Annotated in this window: 19 protein-coding genes and 2 tRNA genes; 2 read left to right on the top strand and 19 right to left on the bottom strand. The window is 50.9% G+C overall.

Annotation, left to right across the window (positions count from 1 at the left end; all coding sequences use genetic code 11):
- Positions 1–23 precede the first annotated feature (23 nt).
- From ulaA to HMPREF1493_RS05540, 4 genes are all read right to left on the bottom strand, one after another.
- Complete coding sequence (ulaA, locus tag HMPREF1493_RS05525; RefSeq protein WP_035428483.1) at positions 24–1,493, bottom strand: PTS ascorbate transporter subunit IIC; 1,470 nt, start codon at positions 1,491–1,493, stop codon at positions 24–26.
- Between the two features lie 597 nt (positions 1,494–2,090).
- A tRNA-Pro gene (locus tag HMPREF1493_RS05530) sits at positions 2,091–2,167 on the bottom strand.
- 58 nt (positions 2,168–2,225) lie between these two features.
- Complete coding sequence (locus tag HMPREF1493_RS05535) at positions 2,226–3,164, bottom strand: 4-(cytidine 5'-diphospho)-2-C-methyl-D-erythritol kinase (protein WP_035428485.1); 939 nt, start codon at positions 3,162–3,164, stop codon at positions 2,226–2,228.
- Between the two features lie 39 nt (positions 3,165–3,203).
- Complete coding sequence (locus HMPREF1493_RS05540) at positions 3,204–3,494, bottom strand: Veg family protein (RefSeq protein ID WP_035428487.1); 291 nt, start codon at positions 3,492–3,494, stop codon at positions 3,204–3,206.
- Between the two features lie 303 nt (positions 3,495–3,797).
- Between HMPREF1493_RS05540 and HMPREF1493_RS05545 the strand changes: the two genes are divergently transcribed.
- The gene (locus tag HMPREF1493_RS05545) at positions 3,798–4,535 is read left to right on the top strand and encodes a hypothetical protein (RefSeq protein ID WP_035428488.1); all 738 of its coding nucleotides are present in this window, start codon (positions 3,798–3,800) and stop codon (positions 4,533–4,535) included.
- 164 nt (positions 4,536–4,699) lie between these two features.
- On the opposite strand, the gene nagB is transcribed toward HMPREF1493_RS05545, so the two are convergent.
- The 13 genes from nagB to pepT form a co-directional block, all read right to left on the bottom strand.
- Entirely contained in the window at positions 4,700–5,434 is a 735-nt protein-coding gene (gene nagB / locus HMPREF1493_RS05550; RefSeq protein WP_035428490.1) for a glucosamine-6-phosphate deaminase, read from the bottom strand.
- 308 nt (positions 5,435–5,742) lie between these two features.
- The gene (gene rdgB, locus HMPREF1493_RS05555) at positions 5,743–6,393 is read right to left on the bottom strand and encodes an RdgB/HAM1 family non-canonical purine NTP pyrophosphatase (RefSeq protein WP_051485299.1); all 651 of its coding nucleotides are present in this window, start codon (positions 6,391–6,393) and stop codon (positions 5,743–5,745) included.
- 2 nt (positions 6,394–6,395) lie between these two features.
- Positions 6,396–7,121, bottom strand: coding sequence for a ribonuclease PH (gene rph / locus HMPREF1493_RS05560; protein WP_035428547.1), 726 nt, complete (start codon positions 7,119–7,121; stop codon positions 6,396–6,398).
- A gap of 200 nt (positions 7,122–7,321) precedes the next feature.
- Positions 7,322–7,397, bottom strand: a tRNA-Val gene (locus HMPREF1493_RS05565).
- A gap of 46 nt (positions 7,398–7,443) precedes the next feature.
- Positions 7,444–8,823 carry an FAD-dependent oxidoreductase gene (locus HMPREF1493_RS05570; RefSeq protein WP_035428492.1) on the bottom strand — a complete coding sequence of 460 codons (1,380 nt, stop codon included), beginning with the start codon at positions 8,821–8,823 and terminating at the stop codon, positions 7,444–7,446.
- Positions 8,813–9,448 (bottom strand): hypothetical protein, encoded by a 636-nt coding sequence (locus tag HMPREF1493_RS05575; RefSeq protein ID WP_035428494.1) that lies wholly within the window; start codon positions 9,446–9,448, stop codon positions 8,813–8,815. Before HMPREF1493_RS05575 ends, HMPREF1493_RS05570 begins: the two co-directional genes overlap by 11 nt.
- A gap of 6 nt (positions 9,449–9,454) precedes the next feature.
- Positions 9,455–11,602, bottom strand: coding sequence for a hydantoinase/oxoprolinase family protein (locus HMPREF1493_RS05580; RefSeq protein WP_035428495.1), 2,148 nt, complete (start codon positions 11,600–11,602; stop codon positions 9,455–9,457).
- A 95-nt stretch (positions 11,603–11,697) separates the two neighbouring features.
- Entirely contained in the window at positions 11,698–12,999 is a 1,302-nt protein-coding gene (locus tag HMPREF1493_RS05585; RefSeq protein WP_035428496.1) for a C4-dicarboxylate ABC transporter, read from the bottom strand.
- Between the two features lie 243 nt (positions 13,000–13,242).
- Positions 13,243–14,304, bottom strand: a complete 1,062-nt coding sequence (locus tag HMPREF1493_RS05590; protein ID WP_035428497.1) for a winged helix-turn-helix domain-containing protein — start codon at positions 14,302–14,304, stop codon at positions 13,243–13,245.
- Between the two features lie 147 nt (positions 14,305–14,451).
- Positions 14,452–15,249 (bottom strand): HAD family hydrolase, encoded by a 798-nt coding sequence (locus HMPREF1493_RS05595; RefSeq protein WP_035428499.1) that lies wholly within the window; start codon positions 15,247–15,249, stop codon positions 14,452–14,454.
- A gap of 1 nt (position 15,250) precedes the next feature.
- The gene (locus HMPREF1493_RS05600) at positions 15,251–16,108 is read right to left on the bottom strand and encodes an HAD hydrolase family protein (protein ID WP_035428501.1); all 858 of its coding nucleotides are present in this window, start codon (positions 16,106–16,108) and stop codon (positions 15,251–15,253) included.
- A 121-nt stretch (positions 16,109–16,229) separates the two neighbouring features.
- On the bottom strand, positions 16,230–16,772 hold the full coding sequence (locus tag HMPREF1493_RS05605; protein WP_035428504.1) for a hypothetical protein: 543 nt from the start codon (positions 16,770–16,772) through the stop codon (positions 16,230–16,232).
- A gap of 267 nt (positions 16,773–17,039) precedes the next feature.
- Complete coding sequence (gene pepT, locus HMPREF1493_RS05610; protein ID WP_035428505.1) at positions 17,040–18,302, bottom strand: peptidase T; 1,263 nt, start codon at positions 18,300–18,302, stop codon at positions 17,040–17,042.
- 214 nt (positions 18,303–18,516) lie between these two features.
- On the opposite strand from pepT, the gene HMPREF1493_RS05615 reads away from it, so the two are divergent.
- A complete protein-coding gene (locus tag HMPREF1493_RS05615; RefSeq protein WP_035428506.1) occupies positions 18,517–20,175 on the top strand; it encodes a glycoside hydrolase family 32 protein in 1,659 nt (552 codons plus the stop codon).
- Between the two features lie 469 nt (positions 20,176–20,644).
- Here the strand turns inward: HMPREF1493_RS05615 and HMPREF1493_RS05620 are convergent, their stop codons facing one another.
- Together HMPREF1493_RS05620 and HMPREF1493_RS05625 are read right to left on the bottom strand one after the other, a co-directional pair.
- Positions 20,645–21,118, bottom strand: coding sequence for a PTS sugar transporter subunit IIA (locus tag HMPREF1493_RS05620; protein ID WP_035428508.1), 474 nt, complete (start codon positions 21,116–21,118; stop codon positions 20,645–20,647).
- A gap of 2 nt (positions 21,119–21,120) precedes the next feature.
- A complete protein-coding gene (locus HMPREF1493_RS05625; protein WP_035428509.1) occupies positions 21,121–21,744 on the bottom strand; it encodes a hypothetical protein in 624 nt (207 codons plus the stop codon).
- Between the last annotated feature and the right edge of the window lie 12 nt (positions 21,745–21,756).

Genomic DNA, 21,756 nt, shown 5'->3' on the forward strand with positions numbered 1-21,756 from the left:
AGCTGCAATTCTGTGAGCGGATGCTACTCGGCCTTCTTCTCTTCTGCCTTCTTAGGAGCAACAAGGTTGAAGAGAATTGGGAGGCAGAAGCAGACAACGCAGATGCCCGTGAGAACTGCACCCTGGACGTTCAAAGCAACGTTACCAAAGATCAGCGCCATGATGGAGAAGTCAGCGTCGGAGAAGGTAGCGGAGGTGAAGCCCATGAGAGTAAAGACTGGCATGCACAGTGCAGGCAAGAAGGTAATGAGCAGGCCGTGGACAAAAGAGCCAGCAATGCAGCCCTTGATGCCACCCTCTGCGTTACCAAAGACGCCTGCGGTTGCGCCGCAGAAGAAGTGAGGAACAACGCCTGGGAGAATCAGGGCAATAGCTGCGACCTGTGCGTTAATGACACCCAGAATAAGCAGACCCAGGATGCCTCCAACGAAGGAACTCAGGAAGCCGATGATAACGGCGTTTGGAGCATAGGTGAATGCGATTGGGCAGTCAATTGCAGGCTTTGCACCAGGGACAAGCTTCTGAGCGATACCCTTGAATGCAGGAACAATCTCGCCAATGATCAGACGGACACCGGACAGAATGATGTAAACACCACCAGCGAAGGAAAGGCCGCGGGTAAATGCCCAGACAATCCAGTTAGTGGTGGTCTCGGTACCAATATTCAGCAGGTCGCCGAGGTGCTGAAGGCCCGCATACTGTGGGTTAGAGGCAAACTCTGCAGCGGTAGTTCCTGCAGGTACCAGGGTTAGAAGGCCACGGCTGACGGCAACGCCGGTGATAACCAAGAACATAATGATCATGGTCAGACCAATAGAAACGGTGTTGTCGCGCAGGAAGATGAGGCGCTTGGAGAACTTGATATTCTCGGTGCTATTCTCGCGATCGGATGCAAAGAGCTTACCGACCATACCAGCAAGCCAGTAACCAGCGCCGCCAAAGTGGCCAAGTGCAACGGAATCGCTGCCGGTAACCTTGCGCATGGTTGGCTGGCAGTATGCAGGAGACAGAACCATGATCAGAGCAAGCAGGCATGCGCCGGAGATGTAGAGCATCCAACCGGAAAGGCCGCCGACGTGCAGGATGATGGCGAGCATAGCTGCCATGTAGAGAGTGTGGTGGCCGGTGAGGAAGATGTAGTTAAAGCGAGAAAAACGTGCGAGGACAATGTTCAGGACCATGCCGATGCACATGATGATTGCGGTTGCTTGACCAAACTCGCCAAGTGCCAGCGAGACGACGGCCTCGTTGTTTGGGACGACGCCCTGCATGTCAAAAGCGAAGTTGAAGATCTCGCCAAAGGCAAGGAGGGAGCCAGTCTGCAAGAAACCTGCACCTGCAGAAAGAACGAGGAAGCCGACGATGGTCTTGAGGGTACCCCTGATGAGGTCCTCAACTGGCTTTCCCTGAAGTGCCAAACCTAGCAGAGCAACAAGGCCAACTAGGATGGCTGGTGTTGATAACACGTTTACAAAAAACTCAACAACAGGCATACAAAACCCCTTTCAACAAAACGCGTGTGTGTGCAAGCGCGTAAGAACGACGGTGCGCGCGTTGCCTTAAACGTAGTGCTCTTCGTCTGATTGTAGCCTAATTGTGTTTATTTTGTGTCGATTTATTTATGTTTTTGTAGGCCTAAACGTTCACAATGTTCATTTGATAGAAAAATGAAGCTCAAAACAGTGAGGAAGTGTACTCATAGAGCTGTCATATAGATTTTTAAGGAACGGTTGATACAAGGTCCAGGCGATTATGTGTCCGCCTAACCAAAAACGTATAAACAGTCTCAAATATGCACGAAAACTAGTCAAGAAATTGATATGACAAATAGTGGGGTCTGATTTGGGTAAAAAACCCGTTTAGTTGGAGATTTATTTTCTAGTTCGGCGTTTTGGCACTTGCGTTTTCCCAGTTGGGTTTTCTCATAAAAGTTTCAATCAAATTTGACCGAAGGTTTACACTGGTAGATGACCTGCATAGAAAACGTATGATTTTGTATATTCCAACTAAACGCATTTTTTACCACTTTGACTGCCAAAACGCTTATTTCGCGGCAAAAACGGTGGAAATTCATTGATTATCAGGAAAAATGGTCGGGTTGACTGGATTTGAACCAGCGACCTCTCGGTCCCGAACCGAGCGCTCTACCAAGCTGAGCCACAACCCGTTATGTTTTGCCTTGTCCGGCGGGTAAACCATCAAACATTTGCCGCTCTATGTTACCACTACAACTTGCAGGTAGTGGAGAAGCCTCGCCAACCTTTTGCTTGAGCTGCGGCGGCAATTGCATCGGCAGCTTCTTGGGGCTCGCAAAGTGCAAAAGAGCTGCTACCTGAGCCAGAAACCTGAGCGCCAAGAACGCCAGGTTGTGCCTTTAGCCACTCCTCTACCTCGGCCACCTGTGGTTTTAGCGATTTTGCTGCTGGTGCAAGATTGTTGAAAAGTAGTTTTGACACCTGCTGGATGAATTGCTTGCTTGCAGCGGCATTGTCAGGGGCGGGTTCCATGCCTGCAGCACCCTGACCAGCGTCACGCAAAAGTGAGGACAAATTCTCGTAGGACTCCGGAGCAATTGGCGATGCGTCAAACTGGTCATAAGCTTCCTTGGTAACAACGCCAGTTTCTGCTGGTAAAACAATGGCAAGTGGAGCATCAACGGTGGACGCATAGGTTTCTACCAGCGTATCTCCGGCGCCAAGCATTAGCGATGGTTGTGGATCCAAGAAGAACGCCACATCTGCACCAACAGCTTTGGCTACCTCAACTACCAGCGGGTCTAGCGGATCAACACCCCAGCGCTGAGCCAACAGATAGAGTGTCGCGGCAGCATCGGCAGACGATCCGCCCAGACCGGCCTTCTCGGGAATGTGCACTTGCACGTCAATGGAAACATCTGGAGAAACACCCAGCTTATTAGCGAGAAGAACCGCGGCCTTCCAGGTTGTTGTTCGTTCGGGCAACACGCAGAGCTGCGGCTCATGCGTAACCGTGAGCTCCGGTGCGTCGTCAACAACAACCGTGTCGTACAGCGCAACGGGAACCATGAGCGAATCTACTTTATGGTATCCTCGCTGGTCCTTCTGGGTGTGAATGCCCAGGTGAAGATTGACCTTGCAAGGAATTTTGATGGTTTGGCGTCCAAATTTGGACGAAGAGGCGGTCATGAGAGTGAGCCTAGTCGAAGTAATGCGTGCGCTTCTGAACTACTCTTCAAACTCAAAATCAAACAAACGCTCGCCGGTCTCGTAGTCAAAAAGCTCAACGGTGCCGGTCAGAACGTCAACGTACTGATAGGACTGGCGGGCGGTGCGACCGCGGCGCTCGCCGACCTCAACGATAAAAAGAGATGGATGGGCCATGACCAGAGTGCCTGTGCGCTCAACAATACGAGAACGGCCCATATTGGCCTTGACCTTGAGTTTTTGGCCCTGAAGTGCGCTGAGCTTCTCGTGAATCTCATCTACACGATTAACTGGTGGAATCTCGTTTTCCATCAATCCTCCAAGTCAATCAGTACGTTTGCGGTGCGACACGTTGATGTGTCGGAGATATGTACCGGTCGACAAACAATAGTCAGAATTTCCGAAACTCCACTATACGAGGTAGAAAATAAAATCTCAAGGTTTTACGACAAATGTCACGGGAACAACATCAGTCGGTCGGTCAGCTTCGCGTCGGATTCGCGAGAAGATCGTGTCAGGTTTGCAACGACAGCGCGTCAGAACCCCAACAAATTTATGACAAATAGGGGTCCTCTGATAAAATTAGTAACTAACTTCAAAACACAAGGAGGCCCAATGACTGAGACTCTGGGATACGCCATTAGCAAGACCTGGTATATCGTGCTTATTTTTGTTGCTCTTGCTATCGGAATCGCATTCCTTTCCAAAAAGAAATCATCTAAAGCTCTTGTTGCTTTATCAGCGCTTTGCCTGGTATTTAGCGTAGGGTCGTTCGCATTTGGTGGATTGACTGTTTCTGAAGCACAGTCCAAAGGTGCTTCATCTGACCAGCTCAATTCTATGAACATTATCGAGCTTGTTCAGGCAAACCAGGCCGCACCAGCTCAGACCTCTGTTAATGATGTCAACGAGCTCTACAACAAGATCGTTTACGTCTATCAGTACGGCTCGCCTATTTCGCAGTCGCTCGCGAGCGACAATCCTTTTGTTCATCATGATCTACCTTGGGTAGCAGCGACTCTTCCTGAACTGAAGAAGCTGCTCGACAAAAACGAAGTAGTCTACGTGTCAACAAACAGTCAGATTTTCAAACAGTTGCACATTAACCCTGGTGAAAACGCCGTCGAGCCTTTTATATTCTTTGTTACTTCGGTTAATCCAGCCGGTAGAGTTTTCCCACTTACAACTGGCGATATGTCTCGTACTGGCAAAAAAGATGGCGATAAAATCACGGTTGGTGACAATCTTGAGTTTACGCTTCGCACGGTTCATACCGATCAGGGAGACTATGTGCTTGGCCTTAACTACCAGGTCCTTTTGGCTATCAGCAGTTACTTCAAGGATTATAAGTAATTTTTGGTATTCCAATAAAGGAGTACAACTGACCATGTGTCGCTGAACGCGCAAAATAAGCCGCAACAAAAAACTCCCATTCTCGTGAATGGGAGTTTTGTTTTCTCGACAAATGCTTTTAAAGCTATTAAGAAGCCTTTTGGATGCTTTGGACCAACCAAGTTTTACTCAGCTGGGCAGAGCGAGAGGGCGGCCTCGTCAGCAATAACGGTGCAGTTAGTATGAAGCTGCAGGATAGAGGCTGGGCACTGAGGCGAAACGTTGCCGAAGCACATGTCGTAAACAGCCTTAGCCTTGTCCTCGCCGCTAGCCACAATCAGAATGCTGCGCGCGAACATGATGGTCTGCGTGCCCATGGTGTAAGCCTGACGAGGGACGTCCTCCATGCGCTCAAACAGGCGGCTGTTTGCCTGAATGGTGCTCTCGGTGAGGTCAACGCAGTGCGTACCCTTGGAGAAATGGTCGTCGGGCTCGTTGAAGCCAATGTGACCGTTGTGACCAATACCAAGAAGCTGCAGGTCAGGATAGCCAGCCTTAGCAACAAGCCTATCGTACTCGGCGCAAGCTGCCTCGACGTCAGGATTAGAGCCATCGGGCACATGAGTGTTCTCAAGATCAATATTTACCAGGTCAAAGAGGTTTTTGCGCATGAAATAGTGATAGCTCTGAGGATCGTCGTGAGAAAGACCGCGGTACTCGTCAAGGTTATACGTAGAAACCTGCGAGAAGTCCAGGTCTCCCCTCTTGCACCAATCAGCGAGCTGAGCATAGGTACCAATTGGCGTTGAACCAGTTGCCAGACCAAGAACGCAATTTGGCTTCAGAATGATTTGTGCAGAAATAACATTTGCAGCTTTTCTGCTCATGTCCTCGTAATCGCGGGTGCGAACAATCCTCATGTCTACCTCCAAGACAGAAGTCACAGTTACATTTAGTTTAACATTTGAAGCAAGCAAAAAAGTAACCGGTCGGCGAGAAGAACAAATATCTCGCTGACCGGTTTTGACCTGTTATATGGCGTGTTTCTGTCGCTATTCTGTCGTGATTCTGACGTGAAGCTGACGCAAGTCTGACGCGGCGGTAGTTTTCTGTCTGGAATCTGTCAGGAATCTGTCGCGATTCTGACGCGAGTCTGACATAGCGGCAGTTATCTGTCCGAAATCTGACGCAAACCTGACGCGAATCTGACGCGAAACCTACGCCGTGCCTATCCCAGAATCTGCTTGGAAAGATCCTGCAGAGCGTGGAAACGATGCGATATAGCGTTCTTCTCGTCAGGCTCAAGCTCTGCCATGGTTTTACCTGGAGCATCCTCTGGCCAGAAGAGTGGGTCGTAGCCAAAGCCGTTGTGACCCTTTGGCTCGTGGCCAATAACGCCCTCGCAGTCGCCCTCTCCTACCAGCACAGATCCGTCTCTGTAGACCAGAGCAACGGTGGAGTGGAAGCGAGCAGTGCGGTCCTCATCAGCAACGTTAACAAGCTCTGCGAGCAATTTCTGGTTATTTGCAGCATCATTGCCATGCTCGCCAGCATAACGAGCAGAATAGATTCCAGGAGCTCCGTCCAGAGCGTCAACGCAAATGCCGGAGTCGTCTGCAATAGCTGCCACGCAATCTACCTCGTCAAGCGCAGCCATTGCCTTGATCAGAGCGTTATCGCGGAACGTCTGGCCGTTCTCCTCTGGATCTGGGAAATCACCCAGCTGACCAAGCGCTACAAAGCTTATACCAGGCATTACCTTAGAGAGGATAGCCTCAATCTCAACAAGTTTGTGAGCGTTGCCCGTTGCAACTACCACGGTTGTATTTGGATCAAAGGTCACAGCGTTAGAACCCTGATTTTCACTGTTTTGACTCATGGTTACTCCCTAAATCCAGTCACTTGATTTTGCAGGTCAACAAGGTGAGCGATGCCAGCTTGACCAAGATCGAGCAGCTGGTTGAGTTGCTCTCGATCAAACGGACCGCCCTCGCCTGTTCCTTGTACTTCAATTATCTGTCCAGTTTCTGTTCCAACAAGGTTCATGTCAATGTCAGCGTGAGAATCCTCGGGATAGTCAAGGTCCAGCAGCGGCTTGCCATTCACATAGCCCATAGAAATCGCAGCTACCTGACCTGTGAGAGGAAGTCTAGGGAGAATGTCCTTCTCGACAAGTGAATAGAGTGCGTCGTGGAGCGCCACCCATGCACCAGTGATGCTGGCGGTTCTGGTGCCGCCGTCTGCCTGAAGCACGTCGCAGTCCAGCGTGATGGTGTACTCGCCCAGGCGGTTGAGGTCAACAACGGAGCGTAGAGAGCGGCCAATTAGGCGCTCAATCTCCATGGAGCGACCCTTGCGGTTGGCGCGCTCTCGCTTGGTGCGACGGTTGGTTGACGCAGGTAGCATAGCGTATTCTGCTGTGACCCAACCCGCGCGAGAACTGCGTCGCCAGGCGGGAACGCCCTCTTCGACGGTAGCGGTGCACAGCACGCGCGTGTCGCCAAACGTGACCAGGCACGATCCGTCGGCGTTCTTCATAACGTTGCGCTCGAGGGTGACGGGGCGCATCTGGTCCCACGCGCGGTCGAACGAGCGCACGGGCTCCATGGCGGCTCCGGTCTGCGTGACGGCGTCGACCTGCGTAGCTGTATCGGTCTGCGTGACGGCTCCGGGTTCCGCGACAACTCCGGCCTGCGCGGCAACTCCGGCCTGCGCGGGCTTCTCGTCAGAAAACGCGCTTTCTACCTGGTTATTCATTGCACTCCTAAGAAAAAACGCGACACCCGAGGGCGCCGCGTGAGGTTCCATGGTGGGCGATGAGAGATTTGAACTCCCGGCCTTGTGCGTGTAAAGCACCTGCGCTAGCCGCTGCGCCAATCGCCCGTGACTGTAGAAGTTTATCACAGCTTCCACAATTCTTAAACAGCAATTATGAATTCACGGGTTTCATTTGTTCAACTTCAGCACGGACCGCCACGCCATCTAGCTGAGCGAGTGGTATTGACGTCTGTTTTGCCAGAGCACATGCCGTACCCATAGCATCTCCCATATCAGTGACCGTTGGAATAATGCGAACACTTGCCTGCATCAAAAACGTCGTAGAGATGCAGCGACCAATAACGCCTAGGTTATTGATGTGTTTGGTGACCATCGACCGGAATGGAATCTCGTAATAGTCACCCTGCTCGTAGGTGTTTTTGTGGAAGAGTCCGCCCTTATTGGAGTGAACGTCAATGTACCAATCGCCGCGAACAAGACCGTCGTCAAATCGAGCCTGGTTGACGTAATCTTCCTCGGTAAGCATTGTCTGACCTTCAACGCGCCAGCTCTCACGAACACCTAACAATGAAGCCTGCTCCATAAGGTAGCTTTGCTCAAATCCAGGCATCATGCGCTGTAAAAACGTAACTAATCGGCGAATGCGAGCGTGCGCCTCAACTGTTGCGTTAGAACGCGCAGCTCCCGAGGTGTTTGTACGCATGCTTGCAATATGCGGACAGTTTAGCGCCATGCAACCTGGCTTTCCAGGAAGCGAGAAAATCTGGTAATAGCGCAGGTCCTCTTCTTCAAGAATGCCTGCTTCAATTCCCTCACGGAACTTTGGCTCCAGCTTAAAATTCTTACCTGCAACCATCGCGGACTCAAAGAAATATCCTTCGACCAATGGCGAGAAGTGATCATCAAGTGAGAGCACGTAATCTCTATAGCGCTCAACATCAATTCCACCCATGGTAAAACGCAAGCTGCAAACCTGATTGATGCCGTCCTCATCACCAGCTGCAACTGGTACACCAGCGGCTCTAGACAAAACTGCATCGCCTGAAGCATCAATCCACGTTTGAGCTGATACAGCAATCAAACCTTCAGTTGAAGCAAGAATTGCATATGTGATGGTTTTCTCGTCACCGGCATCAGATAGAACCGCAGCTACGAGAGACGTGTCATAGAGGATTTGTCCACCTTTAGTGGTGTAGAGCTGCTCATACACTTCTCCCAAACGCTCAGGAGCAAACCAGATCATGGTAGTGTAATCGTCACGCGTAGCGTCACCTGAAGCCAAGAGCTGCTGCTCGATGGTAGAAAGAACTGGCAGATGGCGCACATATGACGGCATCATAGGGCACACAAGCGCTCGTGTAGCAGAGCCCCCAAGCAGATTTGACTTGTCCACAATAAGTGTAGAGAGACCCTCGTTGACGCAGCGAATTCCACAAGCAGATCCAGAAACGCCGCCGCCAATAATGACCACATCAAAGCTTCCAACAACAGGAATCTGTAGGTTGTTCCAGGTAATCTCTTTATGATTCATTGTTTCCTCCTGTGCCAGAAATGTTATGTAGCAATTCGTAGTAAGTATTGGTAAACGCATGTGCTGCAATTTCAGATAGTGCGTGAATGCCTGTTTTTCCCAGCTTACAAGGACCAATAGTAATAAGCGGAACGGTGTATTCTTTGCTGGTTAATCCAAGTCGCGTCGTCTCCAAGACATGAAAAAACTCATGCATCAGAATGAGGTTTTGAGCTTCATGCGGCTCGAGTTGATTTTGTTTTGCCCACAGCACGCACGACTGCTCATAGAGCGTAATTTCTTTTGTACCAGAAACATAATCGCTGAAATATCGCTGGTTTCCATACACACAATCAATATCTTTTTTTATAATTGTCATGCCTGCATCTTTGCAGATTTTAAAGAAATCACTTTGACCGTTTGATTCTTCAAACACCATATGCGCAGCGCGCTCACCCTTTGACCAAGCCAAATCAATCACGCGCTCTTTATCCTCTTCAGGAATTCGAGCAGCAAAGCGATCCCACGAGAGCTCTTTACGTGCAAGCTCACGAGTTGGAAACGGAAACCTTGAAGCAGAGCCAACAGTAGACTCTACTTCAAGGTTCACCGATTTTCTCGCCAAAGTGTGATCTGCGTTCTGCATGTGAGTTTAATCGCCTAAACGAAGTGTAGCAGCAATGATAACAGGCTCGTCGGACGGATAGCCGCCCAACTCCACTGCTGCAAGGCTCAAAATCTGCTCAAGAGAAGTCATTCCAGACAGATCGATGATGCGCTTGCCAACTACCACATAGACGTTTGGCAGATTGGCTCCACCGTCGTTGTATACGGTCAAGTCCTCTACCAGGGCTGTTACTCCCTTGCGCCAAGAACTAATGGTCTCTTGGAGTACGTCAGCATTAGGACGCTGAAGTCTAATAACACCCTCGGAATCAATAAGACGAAAAGCTGTGCGTTTCTTGGTGAGAAGACCAAAGAGCTTCTTTTCTGTAGTTGTTGCAGTGTAAGCAAAGAGCTCAGCAGAGTGAGCAACCTCGGAAACATTTTCTGCACCCTCGCCAAGGTTCTCTACTACAAGTTTTTTAAGCTCGTCTGCACTCAGACGTGTAGCATTAACGTCTTTACTACGCAGCTCAGTGGCACCAACAGCAATCGCGCGGACAACGTGGCGCTGGGTATCAACCTCAACAGTAACCTCAACAGTTCCAGGAGCTGCACCCATCTTAATAGCACGAGCTTCTGCCTCACGCCTGACACTGACAATGTCATCGTCGGTTGGGTTGGTAACACTGCGCTCAACCATGTCACGGACCATAGCAAGAGCAACGCCAATAGTTGAGATAACAGGAGCATTCTTAGCAATGCGGAACGTATGACCCATGGTCTTTGCCAAATGTGGCACTACCGTAGAAGCTCCGCCGCCACCGCCAACATAAACGGTTGTGCGAGGGTCCATGCCGTAGTCTTTCATAAGCTGTTCTGCTACAGCACCGTTCTTCTTTGCGGCAAAAGCAAGGACCTGAGCTGCTGCTTCTTCAACACTCATACCCATATTCTCTGCAAGAGGAGCCCACGCCGCACGAGCAGCTTCAACAGAGCCGTATGCATAATCTCCCTCAGGAACAAAGCCTGCAAGGTTTGCAGCGCCAGCCATGGTCAGACAAACGCGAAGTCCACCATCGCACTCAATAGCTGCGTACTCAGGATCTCCATCCATAGGACGAACAGCAACCAGGCGTGGATTCACAATTTTTTCTGCGTCGGTGTATACCTCGTAATCCAAGTTAGCAATGTGAGCAGAACGAGGTCCCACGTCAACGGCCTTGCCATCAGAAATCTGCACCATAGAACCGCCACCAATACCAACGGTTCTCACATCTAGCGAAGAGAGGTACGTCTTGTGGCCACCAACTTCTGCGTATTTGACCATAACCTTGCCGTCTTTAACGCAAGAAATATCGGTAGAAGTGCCACCAACCTCAAAGAATAGGCCGTCGGTAAGCTTCTCATACATCAAAGCGCCAGCTACACCAGCTGCAGGACCAGAAAGAATGGTTAGGATTGGACGATGACGGACCTCATCAACAGTCATAACACCGCCGTCGCAGCGCATAACCATAAGTGGTGACTCAATGCCTGCCTCGCGAATACTCTTGTCAGTCATGTTTGCAGCTTCAAGCATCTTTGGCATGATGGAAGCGTTAACAACTGCTGTACGAGTACGAATAGCCAGGCCGTAAAGCTTAGAAATGTCATTTGTAGCCGTAGCAGGAAGTTCTCTATCAGAGCACTCTGCAATAACAGCATTCTCGTTAGTTGGATCGTCTACACTAAATGCCTCAGCGGCAACATAAGAAGTTGAACCATCCGAGAAAAGCTGCTCAATTGCGCTCTTAATGCCAGCTTCAACATCAGAAGAGGTGTCTACAAAAGCATTTTTGGTACGCAGGAATTTACCGGCAGCGAGTTCAATATCGCCAACATTGGTGTCACTCTTGCTCTTGGCTCCCTGAAGACCACTACCAAGCGTTACGATACCAACCTGTGCAACATCGCCCTCAAGCAGGGCGTTTGTTGCTTGGGTGGTACCGTGAGCAATAAAGACAACATCTTCAGGCTTAATGTTGTGCTGCTCCATAACACCATGAAGCACCTGCACAATACCTGCTGCAACACCTGCTTCAGCGGTGTGCGTAGTAGGTGTTTTAACCGTGCCGATAATTTCGTACGTATCATTGTCGATGGCAACAGCATCAGTAAATGTTCCGCCAACGTCGATTCCAATACGAACTTTCACGTTTCCTCCTTGATTTACAGCAATCCATCAGCTGCAAAGATAAAACGAGGCGAGAAGACCACAACAAGAGGGTCTTCTCGCCCCAAGGTCAGAACTTAGAAGTACAGAACGCCAGACAGAATTACACCAAAGATGGAAACTGCCCAGAGGTAAGGAAGCATCTTACGAGTAACGGTGTTGACGTCAACCTCGCAGAAGTTTGCAGTCCAAACGTTCTGAGTGTTGGTTGGGTCGCCACCTGCCTGGATGCGCTCTGCAGCCAGGAATGCGCCCATAACAGCAAGTGGATTCAGGGTGTTCAGGCCAATGATAAGAGCTGCGATGCCAGAACCAAGACCAAACATGTTCATAGGTCCACGATACAGAGCCAATGGCGAGAGGACCGCAAAGAAGACGATGTATGCAATAAGGTTCTGTGGCATGATGCCAAGCAGGAATGGGTTAAGAACTGCCTTAACCGTTGGGTTGGTAACTGCAAGGTAAAGGATACCAATACCAACCATCAGGATAATTGCAGGACCAGCGTCGGTTACGCCGTCATAGCAAGTCTTTGCAAGAAGGTTCATTGCCTTGCTAAAGCTCTTGGAGGTAAACAGCAGGCACCACAGAATACCAACGGTAAATGCTGGGGTAACAGGAACCTTCAAGAAAGCAACAAGCACAATAGGAATGAGTGGAGTAAGCATTGCAAGACCACCAGCAACACCGGTGAGCTGCTTGGAGTTGCTCTGCTCAGCAACTGGAGCGCTGAAGGCAAACTTAATGCCATTACGCTTGAACTCAACAACAATCATGATCAAAGTTGCAATACCAGTTGCAGCAGCAAGATAAACCTCAAAGCCCTGAACCTGAGCAATGTCTAGGTTGAAAAGCTTTGCGAAAGTTGTCCAGTTAGCAATATTGAGTGCCAGACCAGTGGTAAAGGACATCAAGAAGATACATGCTGCACTAGCTGCGGGAACACCAACAGAAATCAAAATTGGCAGGACGATTGAGCCAACCATGATGATGGATCCCAAGCCAGAAAGTGTAGTAAAGAGGACAGCTACTGCAATAGACATAATCAAGGTGATTACCAGGGGCTTATCGCCACCAAGCTCTGCACTTTTCTTGATGATCGTCTCGGTAACACCAGTCTTGTTCATAAGCTGACCCAACCATGCGCCAAAAATAACAGCCATGATTGCGGCGCCCATGCGGACGGTGCCAGCCTCAAATACTGATGTCAACCAGCCAATTTCTTTTCCGTCGCCGTCTTTTCCAAACATTGGAACGCCTGCGATGACACAAATCAAAATGGCCATCAGTGGCAGGGCAAGCAGAGTTGGGATCTTCTTAGTCATCATCAATGCAGCTATAGCCACAAAGACCAAGAGGATCAAAATACCCTGAACCATGTTTCCTCCTTAGGAACACATTGTTTGATAGCAAGTGCAGCTATCTCTCCTTCAAACAACCTACACGTACTTCTATAGATGCCTGAGCACCATGTTGACGACTTTGATGAGCAGACAAAGTCGAGAAACACCTTTGTTCCAGCGCGGCACATAGCGTACTACTTCCCTACATCTACCTTGCTGGCTTCTTACGCAAGCCTTGCTGGTTTCCTGCATATAACCTGCGTAAGTCTTACCGATTTACTACGTAGAACTTACTGGACGCCAACCAGAAATAAGCGCCCGTTTCCAAAGCTGGACAGTTTCTGGACAAAGACAAGCAAACCTTAGAGCAGAAACAGCATCTATTAATAAGTTTCTTGAAGTCATTCTTGTTACGATTAGTTTTGGAAATGCTTCAAACTGAGCAAATTTTTGCGCCAAAAACGCAGGAGTAGACAACGCCTTATTTAGCGTATCTTCCTTAATCAAAGAAGTAGAGATATCTTCTTCGGGCACAGATACAACCACAGCATCAAGAGAAAATAGACTCTGAACCGTGCTGATAAGGTTCATTAACTTATCAAGTTGCAGGCCGTCTACGCTCACAAGTTGCTGAGTAACGTCTGCGTTTAATCCTTCTTTCATAGGAAGAGGGGTGTTATTGCTGACAACTTGAGCTACAACTCGAGTTCCAAATGAGAGATGCAAGTATGAAGAAACATCCTCAATGTTGTTTGAGCTTTCTACTTGAGAAAGAGCAAAGTCACTCTGCTCAAATTGCTTCACCACTACCCTGAAGGAACTCTCTAACGCTTGTACCAGGGAAATTGTTGCCGAATCATGACCCGTTGAATACATGACGGAAAGCTCTGATTCAAGTACATCGCCCTCAAGCAGAACTCCAATTCCCTTAAGAATTGAGCCGTCAACAATAAACCTTGTAAGAGCAGTTTTAATACTTTCAAGTAGAGTTTCTCCCGAAGGAGCCTCTTCTGACAGCGTGGTACGAGCGTACTCGTTAAGAGCCATGTCAACGAGCACAAGTTCCTGACTCTGGCGAGAAACCCGAACGAGTCCCAAGAGACCAAACTCTGGAGCAAGTTGCAGAAGCGTCTTTGATCTACCAGCGGTTACTACGCGCTCTGAGCTTTCTTCAACCATTTTTGACTGAAGCAAATCTTGAACAATAGTAGTAACGGTACTAGGAGAAAGAGATAATTCACGAGCCAATTCAACACGAGACAGAGCGTTTTTCTCGCACAATGCTTTAATAACGGCACGTTTATTGGAATATGCAATGTCTTTAGTGCTGACAATTGACATACGTGTCCCCTCCTCTCCATTTCTGTCTGTACTACCTTATTTCGACTCTCGAAATAAGTCCATCAAACCTAGAAAGGAACGGGGCTAACGGTATGAAATTATCGCCAAATGGTCATGCTGAACAATTTGGTAAACGACGCCAGATCCTTACGCCAGCTCTTCCAGAATTCGACGCATTTCTTTCTGGACGCCCTGCTCGGTGTTGGGTGCAATGACCTTGGAGGCAATCGTCTTGAGCGCGTAGCGAGCGTTGTCCATAACGTATGCAGTGCCCGCATAACGCAGCATAGCGTAATCGTTCATAGAATCGCCAAACACAGCAATCTCGTCACGAGAAATGCCATAGTACCTGCGAATCTGCTCAAGTCCTGTAGCCTTGTTCACACCACGAGGCACCACGTCAATCCAGGTCTCTCCAGAAGGCATGAACGAAAGTCTATCGCCCATCTCGCGCTCAAGAATCATAGCCATATCCATGGAGCGAGCCCTTGAATCGCAGCAAATAGCAGCCTTGATGATACTAACGTCAGGTGAAGGCGGATCAAACACGCGCTCGGCGTTTGGCAGGTCTTTGTCCAGCTCACGCACAAACGAACTCTGATCGTCCAGCAGATACGTATGCGTGCGGTCATAAACAACCAGGTGAATGCAATCAAACTCAGACGTCAACTCAAACAGCTTACGAATAGAAGCTGACGAGAAAACCTCGCGGTCGATAACCTCGTTCTCTACATAGACCTGCGTGCCAAGAGAGGCCACGTAGTCAATCTTATCTGCGACCGGCTCAAACAACCAACGCAATGTATCGTAACGACGACCGGAACTTGCCACGAAGTGAACGCCGTGCTTGTACAGCTCTTCGATAAGCTCAAATGTCTCTGGCGGAACCTCGGAGTTCTGGTCCAGTAGCGTACCGTCCATGTCCGATGCAATGAGTCTAATCATGCTAGTTCTCCATCATAAAACGGGGAGTCTCCCCTGCTTTTGTTGCGCGTACCAGCTCAAGCAAGGCATGCGCAACGCCGTCATCTGCAGATGCACCTACGTGGTGCCTTGCTACCTGCTTGACCTCTGGAATTGCGTTTGCCACCGCCACCGAGTGCGGAACTTTACTTAAAATCTCAACGTCATTCTCGCCATCTCCAAAAACGAGCACCTCTTCTGGAGAAATGCCTGTTCTTTCCAGGAGTGTCTCAAAACCAGTCAGCTTGGACACACCCTTGGGAAGCACGTCAAACCACTGAGGGACAACCGACATGGTGTACACGTCTGGACAAGCTGCGGCCACCTTTTGGCGACAGCGCTCCATGTCCTCCTCCGTGCCTGGGCACGCAATTGTTGCGGCGACAAAATCGACGTCGTCCGGGACTTGATCAACAATGCCCGAGACAAACACCAGTTTGCGCTCGTAATCGGCGAGAATGTCTTTGTCCAGCGGGCCGACAACATATGCCGGGTTAAAGAGGTTGGTCTTCTCTGGATAGCAGACCAAGAACATGTTCTTCTCGTCAGCAAGAGCATCTGCGACACCCTGCAATGTTTTATGGTCAAAGATGGAGAGCGAGATAGTCTTGCCTTTGTACAGCACGCGCTTGCCTGTAGACATGACGCCGGTTTGCATGCACGCCTCATCGAGGCTGAAGAGGCGCATCAACTCAACGTAATCTCGGCCGGTACAGGGGCCAAAGGCGATATCTGTTTCTTCAAGGAGCGTATGGATTGCCTTGCGTGTAAAGTCCGACACGCGTCTGTTCCCAAAGGGTACCAGCGTATTGTCCATATCAGATAAAACAAGCTTAATCACAAACGTCCCCCGTTACTGCATGCTGCGCAGACTAGTGTGGACGTATCGTACGCCGAAGCTTTACGTTGACGCAAGCGACGCGCCTCAGAGCTGATACAGTCCAAGCTGCATCTTTGTACTTCTATCTAGTTGAACTGTGCGCCAAAACGTCAAAACGATCAATCTTGAGCAACACTTGGTCTAGTCCAATCATACCCGAGAGACGCACCTTTGACGCATTCGAAGTCAAAATTAGAAGATCTCTAAACCCGGAGCCCCGACGGCCGCCAACCCACTCCATACGCTTAATGTCCTGGTAGTTGATGGAAATTTCAGAGCCTACAAAGGGCACTACAACCATTTCATCATCAAAAAGCGAGACCTTATAACGGCTCAAGATATACCACGCCATAAACATAACAACCGAGAAGGACGCAAAAAACGCCATAACAATGTCTGGGTTTGGCGTAAACACGTTAACGTAGCAAAGCCAGCCGAGAATAACTGCGATTGCACTGACAAATGCCATATCAATAATGAGCGAACGTGTAAGCGCGGCGGGAGTTACGTAGGTATCGTGGTGGCTGTGGCGACGCTCGGAAATTCCAACGTTTCCCGAGTGCTCTAAAAACGCAGCTATGACGGGTGCCGCAACGACAACAATTCCAAAAAACACTGCGAGCATTGCGACCTCCCTTACTCCGTGAAAAAAAGAACAATAACCCTTCATAATTATGCTACGCTCCCGCACACCATTTATTGACAAGGGTGAACGGGAGCGTAGACGGTAGAAATCTAGCTATGAATGGCAAAGCAGCACGTCAAACGGTCGCGCGCGATGCAACGGCGCAGGTCGCGGGCAGTTCGAGCGCGGCACTAGCCGCGGCGGCGCGGCTCGCGTGCGATGCGAGCGCGACAGCGCTAGCTGCGTGCGGCGCAGTCAGCGCAGGTGTTAGCCGCGGGCAGCAAACTTGGCGACGAGCTTCTCCAGAAGGTCCACGGTGACCTCAAGGCTTGGCACGGGGACAAACTCACGTACGGAGTGGGCGTTATATCCGCCGGTAGCAATGTTGGGGCATGGCAATCCGCGGAAGGTAAGCTGAGCGCCATCGGTACCGCCACGAGCGGCAACTGGCTTAGGCTCAATACCAACCTCACGATTTGCCTCAAGCGCATAATCAATCAGGAACTCGTAGCCGTCGAACTTCTCGGCCATATTGCGATACTCCTGGTGAATCTCAACGCGGACGGTATTCTCGCCATAGCGCTTGTTCAAGAACGCGGCGATATCCTGCAGGACCTGCTGGCGATTGGCAAAGATCTGGGCGTCGTGGTCGCGGACGATGTAGCTAAGCTTGACCTCGGACGCGGAACCCTCGATGGCGATTGGGTGGTAGAAGCCCTCGTAGCCCTCGGTGTGCTCAGGGCGCTCGAAGGCGGGGACCATCTGCTGGAACTCGGAAGCCACGGTAATTGCGTTGATCATGACGTCCTTGGCGCTGCCGGGGTGAACCATGACGCCCTTGAAGTAGACGTCGGCATGGGCGGCGTTGAAGCACTCGTAGTTGAACTCGCCGAGAGCCTCGCCGTCGACGGTGTAGCCGTACGCTGCGCCGAGTTTGTCCAGGTCAAGCAGGCTTGCTCCGTGACCGATCTCCTCGTCGGGAACAAACGCAATCTTGAGCGTAGGATGCGCGAGCTCGGGGTTGTCGCCCAGGCGCTTGAGCAGCGCGCAGATCTCAGCCACACCGGCCTTATCGTCAGCGGAAAGCAGCGTGGAGCCGTCGGAGCAAATGATGTCCATGCCCACAAAATCCTTGAGGTCAGGGACCTGCTCCTGGGTGGTTGCGATGGTCTTGCCGTTAACGACGCCGGCCACCAGGTCACCGCCCTCGTAGTGGACGACGTGCGGCTTGATGCCCGAGGCAGGCGCGTCGATGACGGAGTCCAGGTGCGAGCAGAGCATCAGCGCTGGAGCCGACTCGGCGCCCTTGGATGCGGCGAAGGTGCCGGTGACGTAGGCGTGCTCGTCGACGGTGACGTCGGTGCAGCCCAGCGCCTTGAGCTCCTCGCCCAGGTAGCGAGCCATCTCGTGCTGAGCGGGCGTGGAAGGGGTGACGGTGTCGTTGTCGGGGTTGGACTGGGAGTCAACCTGTACGTAGCGCATGAAGCGCTCGGCGACATCGGGGAGCTGGTTAGTAGCGGTTTCAGACATAGGTATCCTCTCTGGTTCAGGCAAGACCGGCGGGGCGGGTGGTGCAGGTCGCGGCGCGGGTGCGGGTGCAATCGGCGCAGGCGTTGCGGGTGCAATCGGCCTTGAATGTTGTATGCATTTACTGTACCGCAACTCAAAAAGAATTAAACCTACCTGCACGAACTTTGCGCGCACATGCCATAATAATTGCAAGAAACGCGAAAGACGGAGCGCTATGACAAACGACTTTTGGACGCCACAATTTCACCTCTTCCCACCTCAGGGTTGGATGAATGATCCCAACGGACTTTGTCAGTTTAAGTCTGTCTACCACGCGTTTTACCAGTACACTCCCGAGTGGCCTGCCAACGAGCTCCGCTTTTGGGGACATGCTGTGAGTAAGGATTTGCTCTCTTGGGAGACTCTACCTATTGCGATTTCTCCAGACGCAGCTTTCGATAAGGACGGCGTGTTTTCGGGTTCGGCCTGGATTGAGACGTGCAACGTGTCGGCCGGCGACTGCGGTCACGGCGGCGTTGTGGCAGCCGGCGACGGCAACGACGACGCCCGCGGCAGTGCAGCGGCCCGCGAGGTCATGCGGCTCTTCTACACCGGAAACGTTATGGACGAAACGCACCCAGAAGCCGACGGCATTGACGTCGGTCGAGAGGCCTATGAGGTTATGGTGACCTCTGAAGATGGACTGAGTTTCTCGCCAAAGCGCGTTGTTTTGAAGCCGGCCGACTACCCCGATACCTGCACAAACCACGTGCGCGACCCGAAGGTTTGGGAGCAAGACGGGGCTCTCCGCATGCTGTTAGGCACTCGCGAGAGGGACACTGCGGCTGGTAACGCAAAAACCGCAGATGAACGCTGTGATTCGGGAGCGGTGTTGATTTACGACTCCAATGATTGCGGCGAGTCGTGGACGCTCCACTCGGTTATACGCGGGGCTAACGACCTGGGTCATCGTGAGGCGTTTGGCTACATGTGGGAATGCCCTTTTTTGGTGCAGCTAGATGACCAGGAGTTTCTATCTGTGTGTCCGCAAGGGCTAAGTGAAGGCGCTAGTACGGAGCCAAGCGCTGGTACGGAGTCAAACGCCGATGCGGAACCAAGTGCTGGTACGGAACCAAGCGCCGATGCGTCCAAGGGATCGCGCTTGAGCGATTCCGCTAACTTGCAAGAGAATACTTCAAGCGAGCCTCTCGACAAGTGGCAAAACATCTGGCAGTCGGGCTATTTTCCGCTTCCAGAGGGCCAAAAGCTTATCAATGTTGAAACTGTTTCCACCGATAGCTTTGTGCTCTGGGATCATGGTTTTGACTTCTACGCACCTCAAACGTTCGTCGATGATTCTGGCCGAACCATTTTGATTGGATGGATGGGCATCATCGATCCGACTTACCATAGTTATCCTGAAGGCATTGAATTCTGCCACAACCTTACTCTGCCTCGAGAACTTTCGTTGTCTGGTGATGGTGTTATCCTGCAACATCCAGTTAAAGAGCTTGATGCTAAGCGACGAGAATGTGTGGAATTTGTCGCCGACGCTGTCGTCAAAATAGATCAACTATCTGCAGATATTGAGATTACGGACATATCCGGAGACGGAACTCTTACTCTCAACGACGCGCTTGTGCTTTCTTACTCCAAGGGCACTTTTACCCTGAAATTCATTGACGAGGACACCGCTGCAGGCAGAACTCAACGCTCTATTAGGCTAAAGGAGCTTTTTGACCTGCGAGTTATTGTTGATGGGTCTACCGTGGAGATTTATCTGAATGATGGACGTGCGGTTTTCTCGACACGCTGGTTCCCTGCATCTGAGCGACTAACCTTGAGCAGCACTTTTGTTGCTGCCAACTCACGGACATACAGCCTAATCGCGTAGTTCAGTGTACTTGCTTGGCATAGTCTGGCACCGACACCAAAGGAATACTGTTTGTAGGCACGGATTGAGGCCATTATGCACGAAATTGCATTTTTCATGCGTTTTATACGCAAAATTTTCACATGACTCGGAAAATTCCCGTTTTTAGAACCTCAGGCGGTAAAAAATGCGTTTAGTTGGGGATGAAGAAATTTAGTTCAACTTTTTATACTGATGTTTACCCAGGATAAGCGAAAAAGTTTTAACTATTTCTTTTACTAATAACGCCAAAACTGCTCATTTTTAAAATGAATACACCAACTAAACGCATTTTTTACCTTTTTGGGACCAAATTCGCCAAAAATGAGCCCCAAACCAAAGTTTGGGGCTCATTAACGTGCAAATCTCAATGGTCGTTGCAAGCAAGCGAACCTTCATGGCCGCTCGCGCATGGTCGTTCACGCTGGTCGCGCGCTCACGGTAGTTCGCGCTACTCGGAGAGGTACTTGGAGAACGCAGCGACCATGCCATCTGCGGTGGTCTGGCCAAAGACGTCGGCAGACTTTGCCTCGTCCATGAAGATTCCCATCAGGCTCTGGAGCATCTCTACCTGGCCGCCGTCACGCATAATACCCAGGTTAACGACGAGTTTTGCTGGAACAGTGTCGCCGTCGCCGCCCATTGGCTCAAAGTTGATTGGGCTGGAAGGCTTCACGATTGCGATGTAAGGCTTTTCAAGATTGACAGGGTCGGTGTGTGGAATTGCAATCTCACCTGCAGGAAAAGCGAGTCCGGTTGGATAGTTCTTCTCGCGAGTTGAAATTGCGTCTTTCCAGGTGTTCTTGATGTAGCCGAGGTTGCTCAGGCGGGTCTCGAGCTGGTCAAACAGCTCAAAGGCGTCCTTAGCCTCAATGTCAAAGAAAACAAGCTCGGGCTTTAGGAGCTCAGCGTCGGTTGTAGCCATTGCTACTCCCCTTTCTGTTGCTGGCGGCGCGCTCGCACGCGCAGTCCGTTGGGATCTAGTTTTGCCTCGAGGTCGAGCAGCAGCTTGTAGACCTCTCGGGCGTCGTTGCCCTGCGCATCGGTCATATCGCCGCAGGTCAGGTAGAAGCGACCTTGCAGCGGCGTGACCTTGTTGATGCGCACGTACGAGCGCAGTCCTTGCGGGGCCTCTCGCACGCGAATCTGTGTGATCTGGGACAACTTGTAGGTTGATTTGTGTTTACCCGTTACAAATGTGATTGAGTCTGGGGCGAGAATAACCTGCTCAGGATAGGCATGCGCGAGAAACGCGTTGAGAATCGAGTACAGGCAAACCACAACCAGAAAGAGCATTAACCAGCGGATAAACCCGAGCGCAAACAGCACGACTGCTGCAATGAACACGACTATCGAGACGTAGTTGGGCAGCAGCACGTCGATGACGTAGCGGCGACGGTCGTACGTGTACGTGACCGGCTTGGCCGCGGCAGCAGCGCTAGTCACGGCGTCGGCGTCGGCGCTGGTCGCGGCGTCAGCACTGGTCACGACGTCGGCGCGGTCGTCGGCGGACAGGCACTTGCTGGTTGATGAGGACTTTGGAGTGGACATGGTTTCTCGCCT

Origin of the sequence: Atopobium sp. ICM42b, assembly GCA_000564995.1 — a bacterium.
In the GTDB taxonomy this organism is placed as follows: domain Bacteria; phylum Actinomycetota; class Coriobacteriia; order Coriobacteriales; family Atopobiaceae; genus Lancefieldella.